Source organism: Amycolatopsis sp. NPDC049252, assembly GCF_043197175.1.
In the GTDB taxonomy this organism is placed as follows: Bacteria; Actinomycetota; Actinomycetes; order Mycobacteriales; family Pseudonocardiaceae; genus Amycolatopsis.
In genome coordinates this window covers 291,349-311,444 of sequence record NZ_JBICSQ010000004.1, presented here as the reverse complement: position 1 = coordinate 311,444, position 20,096 = coordinate 291,349, and the positions used below count along the sequence as shown (strand labels likewise).

Annotated in this window: 23 protein-coding genes; 13 read left to right on the top strand and 10 right to left on the bottom strand. The window is 69.7% G+C overall.

The features are described from left to right. Window positions 1-5: 5 nt before the first annotated feature. The 4 genes from ACGFMK_RS09260 to ACGFMK_RS09245 are packed head-to-tail and all read left to right on the top strand — an operon-like array spanning window position 6 to window position 3,366. Window positions 6-881, top strand: a complete 876-nt coding sequence (locus ACGFMK_RS09260) for a TIGR03621 family F420-dependent LLM class oxidoreductase (protein ID WP_392759910.1) — start codon at window positions 6-8, stop codon at window positions 879-881. Continuing rightward, a complete protein-coding gene (locus tag ACGFMK_RS09255) occupies window positions 878-1,483 on the top strand; it encodes an ATP-binding cassette domain-containing protein (RefSeq protein WP_392759909.1) in 606 nt (201 codons plus the stop codon). The genes ACGFMK_RS09260 and ACGFMK_RS09255 overlap by 4 nt, the downstream gene beginning before the upstream one ends. After that, a complete protein-coding gene (locus ACGFMK_RS09250) occupies window positions 1,477-2,757 on the top strand; it encodes a hypothetical protein (protein ID WP_392759907.1) in 1,281 nt (426 codons plus the stop codon). Before ACGFMK_RS09255 ends, ACGFMK_RS09250 begins: the two co-directional genes overlap by 7 nt. 30 nt (window positions 2,758-2,787) lie before the next feature. Further along, window positions 2,788-3,366, top strand: a complete 579-nt coding sequence (locus ACGFMK_RS09245) for an EndoU domain-containing protein (RefSeq protein WP_392759905.1) — start codon at window positions 2,788-2,790, stop codon at window positions 3,364-3,366. Here ACGFMK_RS09245 and ACGFMK_RS09240 read toward each other — a convergent pair. From ACGFMK_RS09240 to ACGFMK_RS09230, 3 genes are all read right to left on the bottom strand, one after another. Next, on the bottom strand, window positions 3,363-4,178 hold the full coding sequence (locus ACGFMK_RS09240) for a GNAT family N-acetyltransferase (protein ID WP_392759903.1): 816 nt from the start codon (window positions 4,176-4,178) through the stop codon (window positions 3,363-3,365). The two genes, ACGFMK_RS09245 and ACGFMK_RS09240, sit on opposite strands and share 4 nt — an antisense overlap. Continuing rightward, window positions 4,179-4,451 carry a helix-turn-helix domain-containing protein gene (locus ACGFMK_RS09235; RefSeq protein ID WP_392759901.1) on the bottom strand — a complete coding sequence of 91 codons (273 nt, stop codon included), beginning with the start codon at window positions 4,449-4,451 and terminating at the stop codon, window positions 4,179-4,181. It lies immediately after the preceding gene. A gap of 114 nt (window positions 4,452-4,565) precedes the next feature. Further along, window positions 4,566-6,185 (bottom strand): alpha/beta hydrolase, encoded by a 1,620-nt coding sequence (locus tag ACGFMK_RS09230; RefSeq protein WP_392759900.1) that lies wholly within the window; start codon window positions 6,183-6,185, stop codon window positions 4,566-4,568. A gap of 189 nt (window positions 6,186-6,374) precedes the next feature. Here ACGFMK_RS09230 and ACGFMK_RS09225 point away from each other — a divergent pair, with 189 nt between their 5' ends. Together ACGFMK_RS09225 and mctP are read left to right on the top strand one after the other, a co-directional pair. Then, window positions 6,375-6,656, top strand: coding sequence for a DUF3311 domain-containing protein (locus ACGFMK_RS09225; RefSeq protein ID WP_392759898.1), 282 nt, complete (start codon window positions 6,375-6,377; stop codon window positions 6,654-6,656). Beyond that, the gene (mctP, locus tag ACGFMK_RS09220) at window positions 6,653-8,311 is read left to right on the top strand and encodes a monocarboxylate uptake permease MctP (protein WP_392759896.1); all 1,659 of its coding nucleotides are present in this window, start codon (window positions 6,653-6,655) and stop codon (window positions 8,309-8,311) included. The genes ACGFMK_RS09225 and mctP overlap by 4 nt, the downstream gene beginning before the upstream one ends. Here mctP and ACGFMK_RS09215 read toward each other — a convergent pair. Then, window positions 8,305-8,910 carry a hypothetical protein gene (locus ACGFMK_RS09215; RefSeq protein ID WP_392760113.1) on the bottom strand — a complete coding sequence of 202 codons (606 nt, stop codon included), beginning with the start codon at window positions 8,908-8,910 and terminating at the stop codon, window positions 8,305-8,307. The two genes, mctP and ACGFMK_RS09215, sit on opposite strands and share 7 nt — an antisense overlap. Window positions 8,911-8,942: 32 nt before the next feature. Between ACGFMK_RS09215 and ACGFMK_RS09210 the strand changes: the two genes are divergently transcribed. Then, window positions 8,943-9,518 carry a peroxidase-related enzyme gene (locus ACGFMK_RS09210; RefSeq protein ID WP_323325036.1) on the top strand — a complete coding sequence of 192 codons (576 nt, stop codon included), beginning with the start codon at window positions 8,943-8,945 and terminating at the stop codon, window positions 9,516-9,518. Here the strand turns inward: ACGFMK_RS09210 and ACGFMK_RS09205 are convergent. From ACGFMK_RS09205 to ACGFMK_RS09195, 3 genes are all read right to left on the bottom strand, one after another. Continuing rightward, window positions 9,515-10,441, bottom strand: a complete 927-nt coding sequence (locus ACGFMK_RS09205) for a GNAT family N-acetyltransferase (protein ID WP_392759894.1) — start codon at window positions 10,439-10,441, stop codon at window positions 9,515-9,517. The genes ACGFMK_RS09210 and ACGFMK_RS09205 overlap by 4 nt on opposite strands. A 221-nt stretch (window positions 10,442-10,662) precedes the next feature. After that, window positions 10,663-10,812: a hypothetical protein gene (locus ACGFMK_RS09200; protein WP_323325032.1), complete on the bottom strand. Its 150-nt coding sequence runs from the start codon at window positions 10,810-10,812 to the stop codon at window positions 10,663-10,665. A 238-nt stretch (window positions 10,813-11,050) separates the two neighbouring features. After that, window positions 11,051-12,241 (bottom strand): AAA family ATPase, encoded by a 1,191-nt coding sequence (locus ACGFMK_RS09195; protein ID WP_392759892.1) that lies wholly within the window; start codon window positions 12,239-12,241, stop codon window positions 11,051-11,053. 124 nt (window positions 12,242-12,365) lie between these two features. On the opposite strand from ACGFMK_RS09195, the gene ACGFMK_RS09190 reads away from it, so the two are divergent. Further along, on the top strand, window positions 12,366-12,857 hold the full coding sequence (locus tag ACGFMK_RS09190; protein ID WP_392759890.1) for a hypothetical protein: 492 nt from the start codon (window positions 12,366-12,368) through the stop codon (window positions 12,855-12,857). A 59-nt stretch (window positions 12,858-12,916) separates the two neighbouring features. Here the strand turns inward: ACGFMK_RS09190 and ACGFMK_RS09185 are convergent, their stop codons facing one another. Beyond that, window positions 12,917-13,651 carry a MerR family transcriptional regulator gene (locus ACGFMK_RS09185; RefSeq protein WP_392759889.1) on the bottom strand — a complete coding sequence of 245 codons (735 nt, stop codon included), beginning with the start codon at window positions 13,649-13,651 and terminating at the stop codon, window positions 12,917-12,919. Between the two features lie 176 nt (window positions 13,652-13,827). Between ACGFMK_RS09185 and ACGFMK_RS09180 the strand changes: the two genes are divergently transcribed. After that, window positions 13,828-14,367 carry a DoxX family membrane protein gene (locus ACGFMK_RS09180; RefSeq protein ID WP_392759888.1) on the top strand — a complete coding sequence of 180 codons (540 nt, stop codon included), beginning with the start codon at window positions 13,828-13,830 and terminating at the stop codon, window positions 14,365-14,367. A 49-nt stretch (window positions 14,368-14,416) separates the two neighbouring features. On the opposite strand, the gene ACGFMK_RS09175 is transcribed toward ACGFMK_RS09180, so the two are convergent. Beyond that, the gene (locus ACGFMK_RS09175) at window positions 14,417-15,706 is read right to left on the bottom strand and encodes an acetyl-CoA C-acetyltransferase (protein WP_392759887.1); all 1,290 of its coding nucleotides are present in this window, start codon (window positions 15,704-15,706) and stop codon (window positions 14,417-14,419) included. 93 nt (window positions 15,707-15,799) lie between these two features. Between ACGFMK_RS09175 and ACGFMK_RS09170 the strand changes: the two genes are divergently transcribed. Both ACGFMK_RS09170 and ACGFMK_RS09165 read left to right on the top strand, forming a co-directional pair. Then, window positions 15,800-17,134 (top strand): 3-oxoacyl-ACP reductase, encoded by a 1,335-nt coding sequence (locus ACGFMK_RS09170; RefSeq protein ID WP_392759885.1) that lies wholly within the window; start codon window positions 15,800-15,802, stop codon window positions 17,132-17,134. Between the two features lie 3 nt (window positions 17,135-17,137). After that, window positions 17,138-17,995 (top strand): MaoC family dehydratase, encoded by an 858-nt coding sequence (locus ACGFMK_RS09165; RefSeq protein ID WP_392759883.1) that lies wholly within the window; start codon window positions 17,138-17,140, stop codon window positions 17,993-17,995. Here the strand turns inward: ACGFMK_RS09165 and ACGFMK_RS09160 are convergent. Continuing rightward, complete coding sequence (locus tag ACGFMK_RS09160; protein ID WP_328446940.1) at window positions 17,987-18,643, bottom strand: TetR/AcrR family transcriptional regulator; 657 nt, start codon at window positions 18,641-18,643, stop codon at window positions 17,987-17,989. The genes ACGFMK_RS09165 and ACGFMK_RS09160 overlap by 9 nt on opposite strands. A gap of 127 nt (window positions 18,644-18,770) precedes the next feature. Between ACGFMK_RS09160 and ACGFMK_RS09155 the strand changes: the two genes are divergently transcribed. Continuing rightward, entirely contained in the window at window positions 18,771-19,433 is a 663-nt protein-coding gene (locus ACGFMK_RS09155) for an SCP2 sterol-binding domain-containing protein (protein ID WP_392759881.1), read from the top strand. 93 nt (window positions 19,434-19,526) lie between these two features. Further along, window positions 19,527-20,078, top strand: coding sequence for an SCP2 sterol-binding domain-containing protein (locus tag ACGFMK_RS09150; protein WP_392760111.1), 552 nt, complete (start codon window positions 19,527-19,529; stop codon window positions 20,076-20,078). The last annotated feature ends 18 nt before the right edge of the window (window positions 20,079-20,096 follow it).

Sequence of the window (20,096 nt, the reverse complement as noted above, 5' to 3'; positions counted from 1 at the left end):
TCGGTATGACTGGGGATTTCCGCTTCGGCGTGAACATGGTCGTGCCGGACAGCCGTGCCGCGTGGGTCGGGAAGTGCCGTCAGGCCGAGGACCTCGGCTACGACGTCGTGTCCGCGGCCGACCACCTGGGGATGGCGCCGCCGTTCCCGGCGCTGGTGCTCGCCGGCGAGGTCACCTCGCGCGTCAAGCTGAACACCTTCGTGCTCAACACGCCCTTCTACAACCCGGTGCTGCTCGCCCGCGACGTCACGGGCACCGACCAGTTCACCGACGGCCGCCTCGAGCTGGGGCTCGGCGCGGGGTACGTGAAGGCGGAGTTCGAGGCCGCCGGGATGCCGTTCCCGGCCGCCCGCGAGCGCGTCGACCACCTCGAACGCACGATCCTCGAACTCAAGCGGCGGTACGCCGACCCCGAGCACAAGCCCGCGCCGGTGCGCCCGGAAGGACCGCCGCTGCTGCTCGGCGGCCGCGGTGACCGGATCCTGACGCTGGCCGCCGGGCACGCCGACATCATCGGCTTCACCGGCACCGGGAAATCGGCCGACGGTGCCCCGCTGACCCTGGCCACGGCCGAGGACATCGAGGAGCGCGTCGCGTTCGTCCGCGGGAAGCTCGGCGACCGGGACGCCGAGTTCAACCTGCTCGTCCACTTCGTGAACACCGCCGAAGACCGCAAGACCGGGCTGGAAAACCTCGAAAAGCTCGTGCGGGGCGAGCAGCCGATCGATCAGCTCGCCCAGCTCCCGACGGCACTGGTCGGCTCCCCGGCCGAGGTCGTCGAGCAGCTCCACGCGCACCGCGAGCGGTTCGGGCTGACCTACTACACCGTCCTGGAACACAACATGGCCCAGTTCGCGCCGGTGATCGAAGCACTCCGGTGATCGACGCGAAGGGGATCGGCGTCCGCGCCGGCGACATCTGGCTGTTCGACGACCTCGACTTCAGCGTCGACCCCGGCGAGGTCGCCGCGATCGTCGGGCCGAACGGCGTCGGCAAGTCGACGTTGATGCGCTGCTTCTACGGCATGCAGACCCCGCAGCGGGGCCGGGTGCTGGTGGACCGCAAGGTGCCCGACGAACGGGACGTCGAGTTCCGCCGGAAGGTGTCGGTGCTGTTCGACGACTCCGACTTCTTCGCCGAGCTGACCCCGTTGCAGCACCTCGACCTGCTCGCCGGCACGTTCGGCGCCGACCTCGGTGACCACCAGGAACTGCTGCGCGACGCGGGACTCGGCGAACGCATGCACGTCACCTCCGGGCACTTCTCCGCCGGCCAGCGCCGCCGGTTGCTGCTGCTCGGCGTCACCGTGCGGCCGCACCGCGTCCTGCTGCTCGACGAGCCGGAGCGCGCGCTGGACACCGCGGGCAAGGAGTGGCTGGTCGAGCTGATCGCCCGCTCGACGGCGGCCGGCGCGGCGGTCGTGGTGGCCACCCACCACCCGCCGCTGCTGGAGGCCGCGGACAGCGTGCTCGAACTGTGGTGACGTTCGCGCCGCGGCGGATGAAGATCCCGGGCCGCAAGCGGTTCGGCGGGATCTTCAGCGGCGACACGGCGTCGTTCGTCTTCCTGTTCGGCTTCGGGTTCCTCTTCACCGCGTTCTTCCACGTCGACGGCTGGCGCCCGGCCGTCTACGGCTCGTCCAGAGTGGACTTCCCGGCCGTGCTCGGGCTGCTGACGCTCTGCTGCGCGGTCGGCTGGCGCGGCCTGCTGCGCCGCGGGTTCGCCTGGGTGGAGCCGGCCGAGCTGACCTGGCTGGACTTCGCGCCGGTCGACCGCGGCCGGGTCGTCATGCTGCGGCTGCTCGGCGCGTGGACCGGGGTGGTGGTCGTGACCGGCTACCTGGTCGCGCTGCTGCTCGCGGTCGGCGGGGCCGGGCTCGGCGAGTGGCGCGCGGGGATCGCCGTCGTCGCCGCGACCGCCGTGATCGCGTACGTGACCGCGCGGCGGACGGCGTTGTGGTTCGACGCGGCCGGCCCGCTGGTGCTGGCCGGGCTCGGGCTGGCGATCGCCGCGTTCCACCTCGGCGCCGTCACGGTGGAGTTCGTCGCGGCCGGCGTGGTCGTCCTGGCGCTGCCACTGGCGTTCGGCGGCGAGCCGGTGACCCGTGCGGGCCGGTCGGCGCTGCTCGCCGGGTGGGACGGCCGCGTGCTGCGCTCGGTCGCCGTCACCTTCCTCGACCCGATGATGCTGCTCCCGCCGTCGGCGCCGGTCGGGCGGATCTCCGTGCGCCGCCCGACGCCGCTGCGCCTGGCCTGGGCGGGCACGATCGGCCGGTCCAAGTACGCGGGCGCCGGCGTGCTCGTCGGCCTCGCGATCGTGGTCGCGCACACCGCCCTCCCGACCTTGCCGGGCCCGGTCCTGATCGGCCTCGGCGGGTACGTCGCGTTGATGCCGTTCAGCGCCGGCCTCGGTGAGCTGTGGCGCAACCCGGGACGTCGCCGCTGGCTGGGCTCGCCCAACCGCGACCTGGTGCTGGCGAACGGCCTGGTGCTCGCGGTGGTCGGGCTGCTGTGGGCGGCGATCCTGTTCGGCGTCACGCTGGCGGCCGGGACGTCGTTCGCCGGGCCGGCGTGGCTCGCCGTGCCGCTGTCGGTGCTCTCGATCCTGCGCACGGTCACCCGCAAGGCCGTCGACTACGGCAACCCGGCGTTGGTCGACACCCCGATGGGCCCGATGCCGGCCAACCTCGTCCGCCAGCTCTTCCGCGGTCTCGACCTGCAGGTTCTCGGGATCGTGCTGCTATCGCTGCGCATCTGACCTACCCTCGATGCGACGAATGGAGCAGTCATGGGTGGCGGACACGCGTCGGGGGTAGGGCGTCGGGCGACCAGCGAGTTCCCGCCGGGCTGGAGCGACGAGCACATTATCTCGGTGATCAAGGACGTCGCGAACGACCCGAGCGAGGCCCGGCGGCAGCAGAAGAACGGCCGCTGGCGGTGCGCCGGCGAGCGGTTCAACGTGCACCTGGTCGTGCTGGTCGAGGAGAACGGGCACGTCCACACCGCCTACCCGGTGGCCGGCCCGGGCGTCATCCGCAACCCGGACGCGGCCCGCGACCCGGCGAACCCGACGGTCGCCGACCTGAAGGAGAACCGAATCAGCTTCTTCGCCGACAGCGTCCTGACCACGCTCGGCGACCGGCTCTCCCCCGAGGACTTCACGCACTACCGCACGCTGCTGTGGTCAGGTGAGTGGGAGGAACTGGCCGACGTCCTGGCCGCGCACGCGACAAAGGTGAACCTGAAGTTCTCGGCGGACGAGCTGTCGGACTTCGAGAAGCTGCTGAACAGCTACGACCTCCCGGTGGCGGGCTGCGCGTTCCTCAACGACCGCGACCACATCCTGACCCAGCTACGCCAGGGCTAGGAGAAGACGTATCCGGTGAACTCGGCGATCGGGACGTAGCCGATCCGCCGGTAGAGGGCGTTGCTCGTGACGTTGGCGGGGTCCGTGTACAGCACGACGTCGGTGGCGCCCGCGGCCAAGGCGGCCTCGCTCACCGCGACCGTGACGGCTCCCGCGTAGCCCCGCCCTCGCAGGTGGGCCGGGGTATAGACGGGATCCACCCGGATCATCCCGGCGACCATCGACGTCGAACCCGCCATGGCGACGGGGCCGTTGGTCTCCCAGAACGTGTAGTGCTTGTCCCCGAACGGCGACGCCGCCCAGGCGTCGGCGTCCGTTACGGGCGTTTCCCCGACGGCGCCGGAGAACTCGGCGCACCAGCGGATGATCTCCGCGCGATCCCGCGCGCCCGCTGCGGGGCCTTCGGGCGCCGGCGCCTGCGGGGTGAGCGTGCCGAGCCGGTGGAGCCGCGCCCGCCAACCCGGCGCTGGTGTTGCGCCGGTGTGCCGTCGCCAAGCCTCGGCGAACGCGGTGGCGGTGTGGTCCTCCGCGATGACGCTGGCGAGGGAGGTGCCGAAGTCGGCCAGGTGGGCGGCGATGGCGTCGGCGCCTTCGAGATCGAGGCTCGTGAGAGTCAGGCGCCCGGTCGGCCGGCGGTAGCAGACCGCGCTGACCTCGCCCGCGCCCTCCAGCCAGCCGAAGGTGGTGCCGTCGGTGCCGTTGAGCCGCAGCTTCTCGACCGTCGTCAACGGCGACGTGTGCAGTGCGGGACGTGAGCACAGGAAGTCCCCGGCCCGGGCGAGGAAGTCGTCGACGTCCTCGGTCAGCTGCACCTAGCTGGCCTGGGAAAGCGGTGGTGACGCGGCCGGCGTGACGGCCGCCCGCAGCTCGTCCAGCGGCAGCCCGACGGCGTCCGCGATGGCCGTGACCGTGAAGAACGTCGGTGTCGGAATGCGGCCCGTCTCGATCTTCCGGAGCGTCTCCACGGAGATGCCGGCTTCCGCCGCGACGTCGACCATGCTGCGGCCGGCCCGTGCCGTCCGCAGCGCCTGGCCGAGGCGTTCGCCCCGTTCGCGCTCTTCGTCCGTCAGCGGCACCCGCACCATGAAGCCGATTCTAATACCAGTAGTTGTCCACTGCCTGTGGACAACTCTGTGCACAGGTGTGGAAAAGGCCCCGCCGAGCCGAAGCTCGACGGGGCCCCACTAGCCCTTGTGGTGTCAGGCGCCCGGAGGCACCGGAAGTGCCACACCCGGCAGGCTCTGGTCGTTCGGCACGACGCCGTCGATCAGGTAGGCCTCCACGACCTTGTCCACACCCGCGTTGCCGCCGGCGTAGATGCCGTGGTCACCCTCGCCGGTGATCGTCAGCATCCGCGAGTTCGCGAACGCCTTGTGCGCGCGCCGCGCGCCCTCGATCGGCGTCGCCGGGTCGTGCTCCGACTCGACGATCAGCACCGGCGGGACCCCCTTGCCGTCCAGCACGGGCAGCGGCGCCGGGGTCTTCTTCCAGAACAGGCACGGCTGGATGAACCAGCCGGCGCCCAGCAGCGGCTGCTGCTTGTCGATCAGCTTCTGCGAGTCCTTGATGGCACTGTTCGTCGTGCCGGTCCACGGACCCTCGTTGCACGGGATGGTCCAGAAGCTGGCGTCGTAGGCGTCGCCGTCGGTCGGCACCATCAACGGCTGCGCGCCGTAGGTCGTGGTGCTCTTGTCGGCGGCCTTGACCTTCTGCGCGGCCGCGGTCTTCGCCTGGGCCGACGTGCCGCCCTGGGTCAGCGTGCGGACGCTGACCAGGTAGTCGGCCAGGCCCGGGAAGGAGCGCTTCGAGTAGATGCTCGACGCGATGAAGGCGTCCAGGCCGTTGGCCGACACGCTCGAGCCGTCGGGCAGGGTGACCGCGCCCTGGGTCAGGACGTATCGGACCTGCTCGTAGGTCTGGCGAGCGGCTTCGCCGGTGGTGCCGAAGTGGTAGAGCTTGTCGTACTTCGCCATCCACGGGAGGAAGTCCTGCCGCCAGCGGCGCTCGAAGCCGAGCGGCTGCCAGTCGAACGACTTCTGCCAGGTGGTCGTGAACTCCGTCGACGAGTCGAGGACGAACCGGCCGGTGCGCGTGGGGTAGGCCTGGGCGTAGTGCGCGCCCATCCAGGTGCCCGCCGAGTAGCCGACCCAGTTGATCTTGTCGCGGCCGAGCAGCACGCGCAGCAGGTCGATGTCCTTGACCGTCTGGTCGGTGTTGATCAGCGGGCCGAGCTCGCCGGACTTCACCTGGCACGACTGCGCGGCGTACTTCGTCGCCTGCAGGATCAGGTTCAGGTTCGCCCGGTCGCGGTCACGCGGGTCCAGGTCCGAGCCGGTGCCGATGGCGCCGCCGCACGTGATGTTCGTGCTCTTGCCGGTGCCGCGCGGGTCGAAGCCGACGATCTCCTGGTGCTCACGCAGCTTCGGCTGGTTGCGCAGCCGGGCCGGGAAGTTCCGGCCGGGCGCGCCGGGGCCGCCGGGGTTGGTGACGACGCTGGCCGTCGCGTCCCCGGTCGCCTTCAGGCGGCTGACGGCGATGGTCAGGTCGATCTGGGCGTTCGCCTGGTACCAGTTGCGCGGCGTCTTGTAGGTCGCGCACTCCATGTCCTCGGCGCCCGCGGGCGGGGCCGTCGGCAGCTCGGCGGGGACGGCGCACTTGTGCCAGTCCAGCTTCTGGTTCGCGTACTGCACCGGGATGTTCGTGGAGTTCAGCGGCTGCTTGCCGGCCGCTGCCTCCTGACCTGCGAAGGCAGGCGTGAACCCGGCCAGCAGGGTGCCGGCGACGGCCGGGATCACCACCGCGTAGCGGAGTCGTGTCATACGGTTGCCCCTTTGGGTTTTCACATAGTGGAGTCGCGCTATTGATATAGGGCGGGTAAGGACGGGGCAACCGACGTTGGTCGGCAACGCGGTGCGTGGCGATCAAATCGATATCGGACAGACGTGACGGTCCCGTCACCCAGGTTCTAAGGTCGGACGGTCGGTTACGGGAGTGTTAGGTGAGGTCCGATGTCGACTGTGAAGCAAGACAGGAAGGTGCCCCGGAAGCCGTTCAATCCGTGGAACCTGCTCCTGATCGTTCCGCTGCTGGTCCTGGTCACGCCACTGTTCAACATGGACGGTCCACGGCTGTTCGGGATGCCGTTCTTCTACTGGTTCCAGTTCCTCTTCGTCGCGGTCGGCGTGCTCAGCACGTGGATCGTCTACCTGATGACGCGGGACAAGCAGCCGGCCGGTGACGCCCCGGACAAGCTGAGCGTCGACGACCTGGACGAGGGGGACGCTCGATGAGCAACCTGCAGTGGCCGGAACTGATCATCTTCACGGTCCTCTTCCTGCTGGTCACCGTGCTCGGGTTCATGGCGGCGCGCTGGCAGCGCGGCGGTGGGCTGGACCACCTCGACGAATGGGGCCTCGGCGGCCGCAAGTTCGGCTCGTGGATCACCTGGTTCCTGCTCGGCGGTGACCTCTACACGGCGTACACGTTCGTCGCGGTGCCCGCGCTGGTGTTCAGCGCCGGCGCCCTCGGCCTCTACGCGCTGCCGTACACGATCGTCGTCTACCCGATCGTCCTGCTCCCGGCGCTGCGGATGTGGTCGGTGTCGCGGGTGCGCGGTTACGTCACCCCGGCCGACTTCGTGCGCGGCCGCTTCGGCTCGCCGATCCTCGCGCTGCTGATCGCCATCACCGGCATCGTCGCGACCATGCCGTACATCGCGCTGCAGCTGGTCGGCCTCGAAGCCGTGCTGCGGACGATGGGCATCAACGGCTCCGGCATCGTCGGGCACCTGCCGCTGCTGATCGCCTTCATCATCCTGGCGGTCTACACCTACCAGTCCGGCCTGCGGGCGCCCGCGCTGATCGCGTTCGTCAAGGACATCCTGATCTACATCGTCATCCTCGTGGCGATCATCTACCTGCCCTCGAAGCTGGGCGGCTGGTCGCACATCTTCGACACGGCGGCGGCGAAGCTCGGCACGAAGAGCCCGGCCACCGGCAAGCCGGCCGGCTCGATCCTGCTGAACACCAACAACCAGCTGCAGTACGCGACGCTGGCGCTGGGTTCGGCGCTCGCGCTGTTCCTGTACCCGCACTCGCTGACCAGCGTGCTGGCTTCGCGCGGCCGCAGCGTCATCAAGAAGAACATGGTCGCGCTGCCGGCGTACTCGCTGGTGCTGGGCCTGCTGGCGCTGCTCGGGTACGTCGCGATCACGGCGGGCGTCAAGCCGCTGACGAACGCGGCCACCGGCAAGCCGGACGGCAACACGATCGTCCCGGTGCTGTTCGACAACCAGTTCTCGTCGTGGTTCGCCGGCATCGCGTTCGCCGCGATCGGCATCGGCGCACTGGTGCCGGCCGCGATCATGTCGATCGCCGCGGCCAACCTGTGGACGCGCAACATCTACAAGGAGTACATCCGCAAGAACGCGACCCCGCAGGAAGAGGCGAAGCAGGCGAAGCTCGCTTCGCTGGTTGTGAAGCTCGGTGCGGTCGCGGTGATCATCCTGATCGACCCGCAGTTCTCGATTGACCTCCAGCTCATCGGCGGCGTGCTGATCCTGCAGACGCTGCCGGCGGTCGCGCTCGCGCTGTACACGCGCTGGTTCCACCGCTGGGGCCTGATCGCGGGCTGGGTCGTCGGCATCGGCTGGGGCCTGATCATGCTGTACGGCATCCCCAACCCGGCCAACGGCAAGCTCCACTTCGGCGGTTCGGCGCTGGCGCTCGGCAACCTGTCTATCTTCGGCTGGCACCCGTTCTCGGGTTCGCTGGTCCAGATCTACGTCGGCTTCGTGGCGCTGATCGCCAACCTGGTGGTCGCCGCGATCGTCACGGTGATCGCGCGGCGGATGAAGGTGTTCAACGGCACCGACGACACCAACCCCGGGGACTACCTGGCCGACGAGCACGACAAGGACCTGCGCCCGATCGGCGCGGCTCACTGAGTGGTGCGCCGGCGGATCAGCGTGCGGGAAACGAGGTAGAGCACCACGCCGTTGAGCAGGTGCCAGAGGAAGTGCGTGCCGACCGGGACGTAGTCGCACACGTCCCGGTCGAGCGTGCGCAAGCTCAGTGACAGCGCGAAAATCGCGCCCGCCACGGCAAAGCGCGTCCAGTCGTCGTCGCGCGAGAACACGAGAAGCGCGACCACGACGCCGAACGCGATGAGCGCGGAGAGGTAGAGCCCGCCCCCGAGCAACGCCGTGACGGCGGTGAGCACGAGGAACACGGGCGCGGCGAGCCACGACAGCCGCCAGCCGTAGAAGACGCGTGCGAACAACACGACGTACACCAGCACGAAAACGAGGATGCTCACCGAGTCCGCGACGCCGGCCCAGCGCGTCGCGAGCAGGTTGAACACCGTGCTGGCCGCGAAAACGAGCCCGATCAGCCCGGCCAGCACCCGCCCGGCCCGGTCGCCGGCGGCCAGCCGCCACACCAGCACCGCGGCCACGAGGAACGCGAGATTGCTGAGACTGTCGAGCGGCTCTCCCCAGAGACCGGGCGCGACCCGTTCGCAGTACCCGTCGACGTAGTCCGTCACGGTGACAGCCAACCATGACTAGCGTGGGGTGGATGAGCGACGCGGTGAGCCGTTTCCCGGTGACGGAACTCGAAGACCTGCCCGACGACCTGCGCGAGCGCGTCGGCGTGATCGCGGAGAAGTCCGGGTTCACGCCGAACATCTTCCGCGCGCTCGGCCACCGGCCGGCCGAGCTGCGCGCGTTCCTCGACTACCACGACGCACTGATGGAACGCTCCGGCGGACTCAGCAAGGCCGAGCGCGAGCTGGTCGTCGTCGCGACGTCGGGCGCCAACCACTGCACCTACTGCGTCGTCGCGCACGGCGCGATCCTGCGCATCCGCGCCAAGGACCCGGAGCTCGCCGACCGCGTGTCGAGCAACCCGTGGCAGGTGGAGCTCGACGAGCGCGGCCGCGCGATCGTCGACCTGGCGCTCGCGCTGGCCCAGGACTCGGCGCTGTTCGGCGAGGGTGACCTCGAGGCCGCGCGCGACGCCGGCCTGACCGACGACGAGATCTGGGACGTCGGCGCGATCACGGCGTTGTTCGCGATGTCGAACCGGCTCGCGCACCTGACGGCCCTGCGGCCGAACCCGGAGTTCTTCCTGCTGGGCCGAACTCCGCGCTAAAACTCCCGGCGCCAGATCTCCTCGGTCAGCTTCGGGCCCCAGTCGTCGAAATCCTCTTCGCCGACGACCTCGAACCCGGCCGCGCGGTAGAGCGCGCGGGCGGCGCCGAGGATCGACACCGTCGACAGCTCCATCGCGCGGTAGCCGTGGGCCCGCGCGAACTCGACGCACTCGGTGACCAGCCGCCGGCCCACACCGTGGCCCCGGGCGGACGGCTCCAGCAGCAACAGCCGCAGCTGTGCGGTGTCCGCGTCCGGCCCGCGAGCGCACGCGATGCTGCCGACGCGCTCCCCGTCGAGCTCGGCGATCCAGAACGCCTGGCGCGGGTCGTCTTGAGCGGCGAAGTCCGCGACGATCCGGGCGACGAGCCCTTCGAACCGGTGGGTGAAGCCGTACTCGCGGGCGTACAGCGCGCCGTGCCGTTGCACCACCCATCCGAGGTCCCCTGGTCGTGGCGGACGGAGAACAAGCACCGGGTCGTGACGGCGCTCGCCGACGACGTCGCCGATGGTGCGCATGGCGGTCAGCAGGCGCTGTTGGTCCTCGTCGGCGAAGCGCCGGAGCAGTCCGCCGATCTGGTCGGTGGACCGGCGGTTGAGCAGCGCGAACGCGTCCCGGCCCGCCGGCGTCGGCCGCACGAGCTGGCGGCGGGCGTCCTCGTCGGACCGTGCGCGGGAGACCAGGCCGCGGGACTCGAGGCGGGCGAGCAGCCTGCTGGCGTACCCGGCGTCGAGATCGAGGCGTTTCCGCAGGTCGGTGACGGCCAGCGGATCCTGCTGGGCGAGCTCGAACAGCACCCGGGCCTCGGGGAGGGAGAACTCGGCGTCGGCCGGGCCTTCGTCGAGCACCCCGATGACTCCGGTGTACAGCCGGTTGAAGGCGCGGACCGCGGCGACCCGTTCGGCCAGCTCGGCGTCGTTCATTGACCACCTCAACAAAGTCGTTGACGGAGTCAATGATTACGCGACGCGGCGGCGCGGGCAAGAAGTTTTCGGGCAATGGGAAACCCCGTGATGCTGCCAGGTCGGGGGTCCGCCAGCATCACGGGGTCGTAGGGGGTATCGACGCGGATTTGCGCGGCGTTACACCTTCACTAGTTTGTGGCATAGGTCACTCGAATGGGTGACCGCCACGGGGTGAGAGCTCAGCGCATGTAGCCCTGGCGAGCCTGCGCGATCGCGATGAGTTCCTGACGGACCGTCGCGGTCGCGGCGGTGTCGATCGCCCGGTTCAGCGCCCGGCGAGTGCGAACCTCGGCGCGACGGGCACGGAGCTTGGCGGCGATGTTGTTCATCGGTGTCTGCATCCCCTTCAAGGGTCTTGGTTGGCTTGTGCCTCTAGTATGCACCTTTTTTCACAAGGAAGCCAACGGATGTCCGGTGATGTGGCGCACTCGCCGATGAATCATCGGCAAATTTGGGAAAGAGCCGGAGATATGAGGGTGGCGGCGGTCACGACAAGGCAACCCCGCTAGGGGTTTATAGCGCTGTCTAGCGATGGAGCTAGATGTTCTTAGTGAGCGGGATAGGCCGTCAGTCGCGGCCGAGCAGGTAGTGCCCGAAGTGCGGCACGGTGAAGGCGATCTGGCCCCGCTCGGCGGAGTACACGAGGCCCTTCTTCATCAAGCTGTCGCGCGCCGGCGACAGGGACGACGGCTTCCGTCCCAGGAAGACGGCGACGTCGGCGGTGCCGGCGGCTTCGTCCCGTCCCTGCGTCAGCTCCGCCATCGCGAGCAGGTACTCGCGCTCGGCGGGCGTCGCGCGCTCGTAGCGCGAGCCGAAGAACCCGACGGCCAGCTCCGACTCCGCCTCGGGTGCGGCGACCTGGACGTCCTTGAGCGTGATCGGGTCGGCCGGCGCCGCGTCCCAGGCGGCCTTGCCGTAGGCCTGGATGAAGTACGGATAGCCGCCGGACGCGTCGAAGAGCGCGTCGAGGGCCTCCGGCTCGATGCTGGCGTCCTCACGCTCGATCGGCGCCATCACGGCGAAGTCGGCGTCCCCGCGGTCGAGCCGGTCGATGCGCGCGTAGCGGAAGAGCCGCTCGGAGTAGGACTTGGACGCCGAGAGCACCGCGGGCACGTGCGGCAGCCCGGCACCGACGACGACCAGCGGCGCCCCGGACTGCGAGAGCTCGTGGCAGGCGGCGCAGAGCGCGGAGACGTCGTCGGGCTGCAGGTCCTGGATCTCGTCGATGAGCAGCGCGACCCCGGTGCCGACGTCCGCGGCCAGCTCGGCGACGTCGGTGAACAGCTCGACGAGGTCGATCTCGATGTCGCCCGAGTCGGCGCGCCCCTGCGCGGCGGGCACGTCGATGCCCGGCTGCCACCGGTCGCGCAGCTTCGCGTCGGCCTTGTTGGCCCGCAGCGCAAACGCTTTCAGCACCCCGAGCACCTCTTCGACCCGGTCGGGCGCCCGGTGCCGCACGGCGAGGTCCCGGATGGCCCGGTGCAACGCGGCGGACAGCGGCCGCCGCAGTTCGGCGTCCGGCCGCGCCTCGATCTTCCCGGCACCCCACTTGTGCCGCACGGCCATCGCCCGCAGCTCACCGAGCAACACGGTCTTCCCGACCCCGCGCAACCCGGTCAGCACCAGGCTGCGTTCGGGTCTCCCCCGCGCGACGCGCTCCAGCACCACTTCGAAGGCCTTGAGCTCACGCTCACGCCCGGCCAGCTCGGGAGGCCGTTGCCCGGCGCCCGGCGCGAAGGGGTTGCGGATGGGGTCCACTCTGCCAAGCTATCGACGTATCTAGCGCGAGCCCGATATTCCGCCATAGACGGCTAGCGCGTGTCGCCGAGGTTCGACCGGATGGCCGAGCGCATCGACGGCATCGGCGTGGCACGGTGGCACGGTGATCGGGTTCGAGGTGGGTTCGGTGGTGACCGGCACCATCTGCCTGATTCCACGGCCGGGCGCCATCGGGATCATCGTGGACCTGGACGGCGAGCCCGAGGGTTTCGTCGATGTCATGTGCCTGCCGAGGCAGGTGGAGTCGTGGCCGGCGGTCGGCACGAAGACGACGTTCGAAGTGCTCGACCGTCGCCCTGGGCAGATCCGCCTGTGGCCGTTCGATCCGCGGTTCCGGTCGGGGCCGTGGGACAACGGGGTGTCCGAAGACGACTGGCGGGCCCGGAAGAGCCGCTACCCGGTCGGCGTGATCTTGACGGCAGAGGTCAGTCAGGCGTTCCTCTCGGACGGCTCGTACTTCGTCCGGTACGAAGGAGGCTGGTCGGCCCTGGAAGGCGAAGGTGCCCCGCCCGTGGTCGGCAGCCGCGCCGACTACGAGGTGGTCCGCCACCTCGACACGACCCGGCGCACGCTGCTGCGTCCACTGGGTACATAGAGACGAACAGGTCTGCAGCCCTGCTCGTCTCTACCCCCAGCGCGCACTACGACGCAGCGCTAGTCGTTCAGGTTCCGCTCGGCGTAGATCTTCATCGCGTCGCGCACGAATTCCGCCGTCGCGCCTTCGAACCCGTAGCGCGGGTCGTCCACGTACAGCTGCCCCAGGCCCGCGAAGTAGCCCGCGGACACCGACGAACCCGCCGGTCGGAGCCACGTGTGCAGCCGGCGCGTGATCCCTTGGACCTCGGCGGAGTCCGGAAGCAGGCCGGCGTCGCGAGCGGTCCCGAACGCGGCGGCGATGTCCCGTTGCTCCTGCTGGTGGGCCTTCTTCTCCTCGGCCGACAGCGAGCTCCACCACCGGTCCCCCGTCTCGTACGCCGAAGCGCCCCAGCGGCGGGTGACCTCTTCCTGGTGCCGCGTGTGGTCGAAGCCGTCGAACACCTCTTCTGCCATCAGTCGTTCACCTCCCTTCAATTTCCGTAGCGTCGTGCGGACCGAGGCGATCTGCCGCTCGATCCGACGCTGCTCCTGTTCGAGAAGGTCCAGGTGGGTCTCGAGCGCGGTCGCGCTGTCGCGTTGCCCGTCGAGGACCTCGGCGATCGCCGGGAGCCCGAAGCCGAGCTCGCGCAGCAACAGGATCCGCTGCAGCCGGACGAGCGCCTGCTCGTCGTAGTAGCGGTAGCCGTTGCCGCCGATCCGGCTGGGCTCGAGCAGGCCGACCGCGCCGTAGTGGCGCAGCGTCCGGCTCGTGGTCCCGGCCGAGCGGGCGATGTCCTGGATCGACCACTCCATGTCGTCGACGATAGAAGTTGACGCGGCGTCAAGGTCAACCGCTAAAGCTCTCTAGGCATGTCTAGTGATAAACAGATATTCGTTCAGACAGGGCTAGCAGGGTTCGGCGCCGAGCCGAGCGGGCACTCAAGTTGTAGGTTGACCAGGAAGAAGCCCGGACCAGGAAGGCAACGACCGTGATACTCCGTCGTGTGGCTCGTCCACTGATCGCCGCGACATTCGTGTACGGCGGGATCAACGTGCTCCGGAACACGCAGTCGCACGCGAAGACCGCCGAGCCGTTCCTCACGGATGCCTTCGACAAGCTCGAGGGCGTCATTCCCGAGCAGGTGCCGCGTGACCCGGCCACGCTCGTCCGCATCGACGCCGCCGTGAAGATCGGCGCGGGCCTCGCGTTCGCGACGGGCCGGGCGCCCCGGCTGGCGTCGGCGCTGCTGCTCGGCAGCCTGGTCCCGACGACGCTGGCGGCCCACAGCTTCTGGACGTTCCAGGACCCGGCCGAGAAGAAGAAGCAGCAGATCCAGTTCCTGAAGAACGCCGGCCTGGCCGGTGGCCTGATGCTGGCCGTCGCCGACACCGCGGGCAAGCCGTCGGTCGGCTGGCGGGCGCGTCGCGCGGCGAAGGACGCTGGTCACGGCGTCGAGAAGCTGGGCCGCAAGGCCGAGAAGCGCGCGAAGAAGCTGGCGAAGAAGGCCGAGAAGGCCCTGCCCAACTGACGTACGCGAAAAGGGGCCGTCCCACCCGGGACGGCCCCTTTTGCGTGCCTTACTTCTCCAGGATCGCGGTGACGCCCTGGCCGCCCGCCGCGCAGATGGAGATCAGGCCGCGGCCGGATCCCTTCTCGTGCAGCAGCTTCGCCAGCGTCGCGACGATCCGGCCGCCAGTCGCGGCGAACGGGTGCCCGGCCGCCAGCGACGAGCCGTTGACGTTCAGCTTCGCCCGGTCGATCGAGCCCAGCGGCTCGTCCAGCTCCAGCTTCTCCTTGGCGAACGCCGGGTCCTCCCACGCCTTGAGCGTGGCCAGCACCTGCGACGCGAACGCCTCGTGGATCTCGTAGAAGTCGAAGTCCTGCAGCGAAAGCCCGGCGCGCGCGAGCATCCGCGGCACGGCGTAGGCGGGCGCCATCAGCAGGCCCTCGTCACCGTGCACGTAGTCGACGGCGGCGGTCTGCGAGAACGTCAGGTAGGCCTGCACCGGCAGGTTGTGCGCCTTCGCCCACTCGTCGGTGGCCAGCAGCACGGTCGACGCGCCGTCGGTCAGTGGCGTCGAGTTGCCCGCGGTCATCGTGCCGCCCGGGCCGCCGAAGGCCGGCTTGAGCTTCGCGAGCTTCTCCGCCGTCGAGTCCGCGCGCAGGTTCTGGTCGCGCGCCAGCTTGAGGAATGGCGTCACGAGGTCGTCGAAGAACCCGCGGTCGTAGGCCGCGGCGAGGTGCTGGTGGCTGGCGGCGGCCAGCTCGTCCTGCGCCTCGCGCGTGACCTCCCAGACCTTCGCGGTCAGCGCCGCGTGCTCACCCATCGACAGCCCGGTGCGCGGCTCGGAGTTGCGCGGGATCGCCGGGACGATGTGCCCGGGGCGGATCTTCGCGACGAGCTTCAGCCGGTCGGCGAGCGTCTTCGCGGCGTTGAGCTGGATGAGGATCTGGCGCAGGTCCTCGTTCACGGCCAGCGGCGCGTCACTGGTGGTGTCGACGCCGCCGGCGATGGCCGAGTCGATCTGGCCGAGCGCGATCTTGTTCGCGACGTTGACGATGGCCTGCAGGCCGGTGCCACACGCCATCTGGACGTCGGACGCGGGTGTCGCGGGCGAGAGCCTGCTGCCCAGCACGCTCTCGCGGGCCAGGTTGAAGTCCTTCGAGTGCTTGAGCACCGCGCCGGCCGCGACCTCGCCGATCACTTCGTCCTGCAGCGAGAACCGGCTGACCAGCCCGTCGAGCGCGGCGGTGAACATGTCCTGGTTCGACGCCTTCGCGTACGGGCCGTTCGACCGCGCGAAGGGGATCCGGTTGCCCCCGATGATCGCGACCTTGCGAACGGCAGGTGTCTTCTTCGGCGGCATGAACGTCACCTCTCTGGTCGGCTCTCTCACACTGTAACCTACTCGCAAGTAGGTTAGACTGCGACGTGACGCAGACTGCACGGGAGGCAACCGATGGCTGACAGGTACCAGCAGTTCACGAAAACCCCGGTGGGGAAGTTCGTGGTGCCGAAGCTCGGCCTGCCCAACCCCGCCACGCTGCGCCGGTACCAGCCCGGGCAACCCGCCCTCGAGGGTCCCGCACTTCTCGGCGCCGCGCCCGGTGGACGTCTGGAGAAGAAGGTCCGTGACCAGCTCGCTGACGCGGGCATCAACGTCGTCACCACATCGGGTGACAGGCACGCGGCGCTGGTGTTCGACGCCACGGGCGTCACCGAGCCCGGCGGCCTGCGCGCGGTCTACGACTTCTTCCACCCGGTGATCCGCAGCGTCGGGCCGTCCGGCCGCGTGGTCGTCCTAGGCACCCCGCCGGAGCAGGTCGAAGGCCGCGAGCGGATCGCGCAGCGCGCGCTCGAAGGCTTCGTGCGCTCCGTGGGTAAAGAGCTGAAGCGTGGCGCGACGGCTCAGCTCGTGTACGTCGCCGAAGGCGCCGAAGAGGCGACGGAGTCGACCCTGCGCTTCCTGCTGTCCGCGAAGTCGGCGTTCGTCGACGCGCAGGTGATCCGGATCGGCGCCGAAGGAAAGACGGCGACCGCGCCGGCCAGCTGGGAGAAGCCCCTCGACGGCAAGGTCGCGCTGGTCACCGGCGCGTCCCGCGGCATCGGCGCGGCGATCGCCGACGTACTGGCCCGCGACGGCGCGCACGTCGTCGCCCTCGACATCCCGGCTCAGGGCGCCGACCTCTCGAAGGTCGCCAACAAGATCGGCGGCTCGGCGCTGCAGCTCGACGTCACGTCGCCGAGCGCGCCCGCGAAGCTCGCGGAGTACCTGAAGGAGCGGCACGGCGGCGTCGACGTCGTCGTGCACAACGCGGGCATCACCCGCGACAAGACACTGGGCAACATGAGCGAAAGCGCGTGGGACTCGGTGATCGCGGTGAACCTCGCGTCCCAGCTCGCGGTGAACGACAAGCTGCTCGGCGATCGCGTGCTGAACGAGAACGGCCGCATCATCGGCGTCTCGTCGATCGCGGGCATCGCCGGCAACGTCGGGCAGGCGAACTACGCGACGTCGAAGGCGGGCGTCATCGGCATGGTGAACGTCGGCGCGCCGCAGCTCGCGGCGTACGGCGGCACGATCAACGCCGTCGCGCCGGGCTTCATCGAGACGAAGATGACGGCGGCGGTCCCGCTGTTCATCCGCGAAGCCGGCCGCCGGCTGTCCAGCCTCGGCCAGGGCGGCCTCCCGGTGGACGTCGCCGAGACGATCGCCTGGTACGCGAACCCGGGCTCGGCCGCGGTGAACGGCAACGTGGTCCGCGTCTGCGGCCAGGCCCTGCTGGGGGCGTGAGGCGTGGCGATCCGCGAACTCAACAGCACGCCCAGCCTGGCGACGCTGTACCCGAAGGCGCTGCTCGGTGGCGTCCTGCGCAGTGTTGGTTCAAAGCGGCCGTCCGGCTCCTCGCTGCCGGACACGGAACTGGTGCGCACCGGCATCGTCGTCGACCCGGCGCACCTCGCCGCGTACAACACGGTGTGCGGCTTCCGGCTGAGCGACGAGCTGCCCGCGACGTACCCGCACATGCTGGCCTTCCCGTTGCAGATGGCGCTGATGACCGAGCAGGGCTTCCCGTTCCCGCTGCTGGGGATGGTGCACGTGGCGAACCGCATCACCCAGCACCGCGCGCTGCGGCTGGGTGAGGCGCTGACGGTGCGCGTCCGCGCGGAGAACCTGCGCCCGCACGAGAAGGGGCAGCAGTTCGACGTCATCAGCGAGGCACAGGTCGGCGACGAGACGGTGTGGACGGACGTCAGCACGTACCTGCGCCGCGGCGGCTCGTCCGGCTCGTCCGCTCACCGCCAGCAGCTGGCCCCGCCGACCCCGGACGCGATCTGGCGAATCCCGGGCGACATCGGAAGGCGCTACGCGGAGGTCTCGGGCGACCGCAACCCGATCCACCTGCACCCGCTGACGGCCCGCCTGTTCGGCTTCCCGCGCGCGATCGCGCACGGCATGTGGACGAAGGCCCACGCGCTCGCGGCGTTCGAGGGCCGTCTGCCGGAGGCGTTCACGGTGGACGTCCGCTTCAAGCAACCGGTGCTGCTGCCGGGCAAGGCGGGCTTCACGTCGTGGTCCACCCCGGAGGGCTGGGCGTTCGAGCTGTGGAGCAAGTCGAAACCCCACCTGGACGGCACGATCACCTCACTCTGACGGCTTCCAGACCTCGCCCTCGATGAGGTCGTTGAAGCCCAGCCAGACGAGGTTCATCAACCACGACGCCAGCACGCCGTCCGAGATGTCGGGGTGGTCCAGGGCCCAGTCGGCCAGCGACTCGGCCGCCCCGACCAGGGCCGCGGACAGACCCTCGCCGGAGAACTCGGCCTGCTCGCCGACGCCCTTGCGGGTGCCCGCGGACACCACCAGGGCCGCGACCAGCTGGATCGCGCGCGCCCGCATGTCGGTGATCTCGGCGGCGAACGCGCCACCGACCGTCATCGCCTGGCGGTGCAGGACCGTCCACGACTCGCGGTACTCGGCGACGAACCGGTAGAACGAGCGCAGGCCGTGCCACAGCTGCATGTCCGGCGGCAGGTCGGGCTTGACCCCGGCCTGGATGGCCTCGAGCAGCCGCGTCGCCTCGCGGCGGATGCAGGCGCCGAACAGGTCCTCCTTCGAACCGAGGTAGGTGTAGATCATCGGCTTCGAGACGCCGGCGACGTCGGAGATCTCGTCCATCGACGCCGCGTGGTACCCGTGGCGCGAGAAGACCTGGACGGCCGCGTCCAGGATCTGGCGCTCGCGCACCGCACGGGGCAGCCGCCGAGCCCGTTCGGGCGGACGCTGATCATCCTCTGACACGCTGGACCTCCCTGTTACTGACCGGAGACGGTACCGGGCGCTGACCCGGAGGGGTGATTTCGGCACGCTTGCCCGCCTACCTACTGACGGGTAGCCTTACGCTCGGGTAACTGGAGAGGGAGTGACCATGGCCGACAATGCCGGGATGACCAGCGCCGATCAGGTCATCGGCCTCCGCGGCGCTGCGCTGCTCGACGCGCTGGAGCGGCTCGACCCGCTCGGCCCCGAGGCGCACGCCCTCGACGTCAACGCACTCGCCGACGCGGTCGACCCCCGCGATCTCGGCAAGGACGACTTCCGCCGGCTCCTCAACGCCCTCCTGCGCCTGGCCGAGCGCGCCCCTGCGTTCGACCTGAGCAAGGTCGAGCCGGCGCGCTTCGCGTCGCTGGTGTCTTCGGCGTCGCGGGCGCAGCTCGAAAGCGTCGTCGCCGAGCGGCCGCTGCGCGAGCGCGTACTGGACGAGATCTTCGCCCGGATGGGCGCCCACATCCGGTCCGATCGCGCCCGTGACCTGCACGCGGTCGTCCACTGGCGCATGGCCGGCGGAACCGGCGACGGCGGCTACGACCGCTACGAGACGGTCATCTCGAAGGGTTCGTGCACGGTCAGCCGCGAGATGCGCGAACGCCCACGCGTCACGATCACGATCGCCCCGGCCGACTTCTTCCGGCTCATCACCCACCAGGCGACACCGGCCGTGTTGTTCGTCACGGGAAAAATCAAAGTCAAAGGTGACCTCGCCTTTGCCGCCGGCCTGATCGGTTTCTTCGACCTTCCGAAACCCGTATAGTTCGTCGTCGTGCCCCGAAATGCGGACGACCGCCCCTGGCGATCCCGCCTGCGCGCTTCCCGCCGTCCGGTGCGCATCCGCGCGAGCCACGCGATCAACGGCTTCGCCGAGAAGCTGGTGATCGGCAACCTGACGGCCGACCAGTTCATCCAGGTCCTGGAAACCCTGCACATGCTGGGAAACGCAGGCGCGGGCATCGAGCTGAGTTCACTGTCGACAGACGTCCTGGTGGACGTCGTCCGCCGCGCCTCCCGCGACCAGTTGAAGGCCATCGCCGATCACCCGGAACTCCGCTCGGTGTTCCTGGACGAGATATTCCGCAGAATGTCGGAACACTTTCTCCCTTCCCGGGCCCGCCACGTGGACTTCGTCGTTTCTTGGCGCTTTTCCGACGGCGCCGGCGAGGACGGTTACGACCGCTTCCAGACGGTGATCGAGGACGGAGTGTGCGTTTCGTCGACGGACCTGTCCAGGACCCCGGACACGACGATCACCCTGTCGGTGGACGACTTCATCCGCATGGCCACGGGCAACGCAGCGGTAGCGGCGATGTTCGTGACGGGCAGGGTGAAGGTGAAGGGCGAGTACGCGCCGGCGGTCAGGTTCTCGAGCTACTTCGACATCCCCAAGCCAAGCGGTGCATAGGGCTCGCCGGCGCGTTGA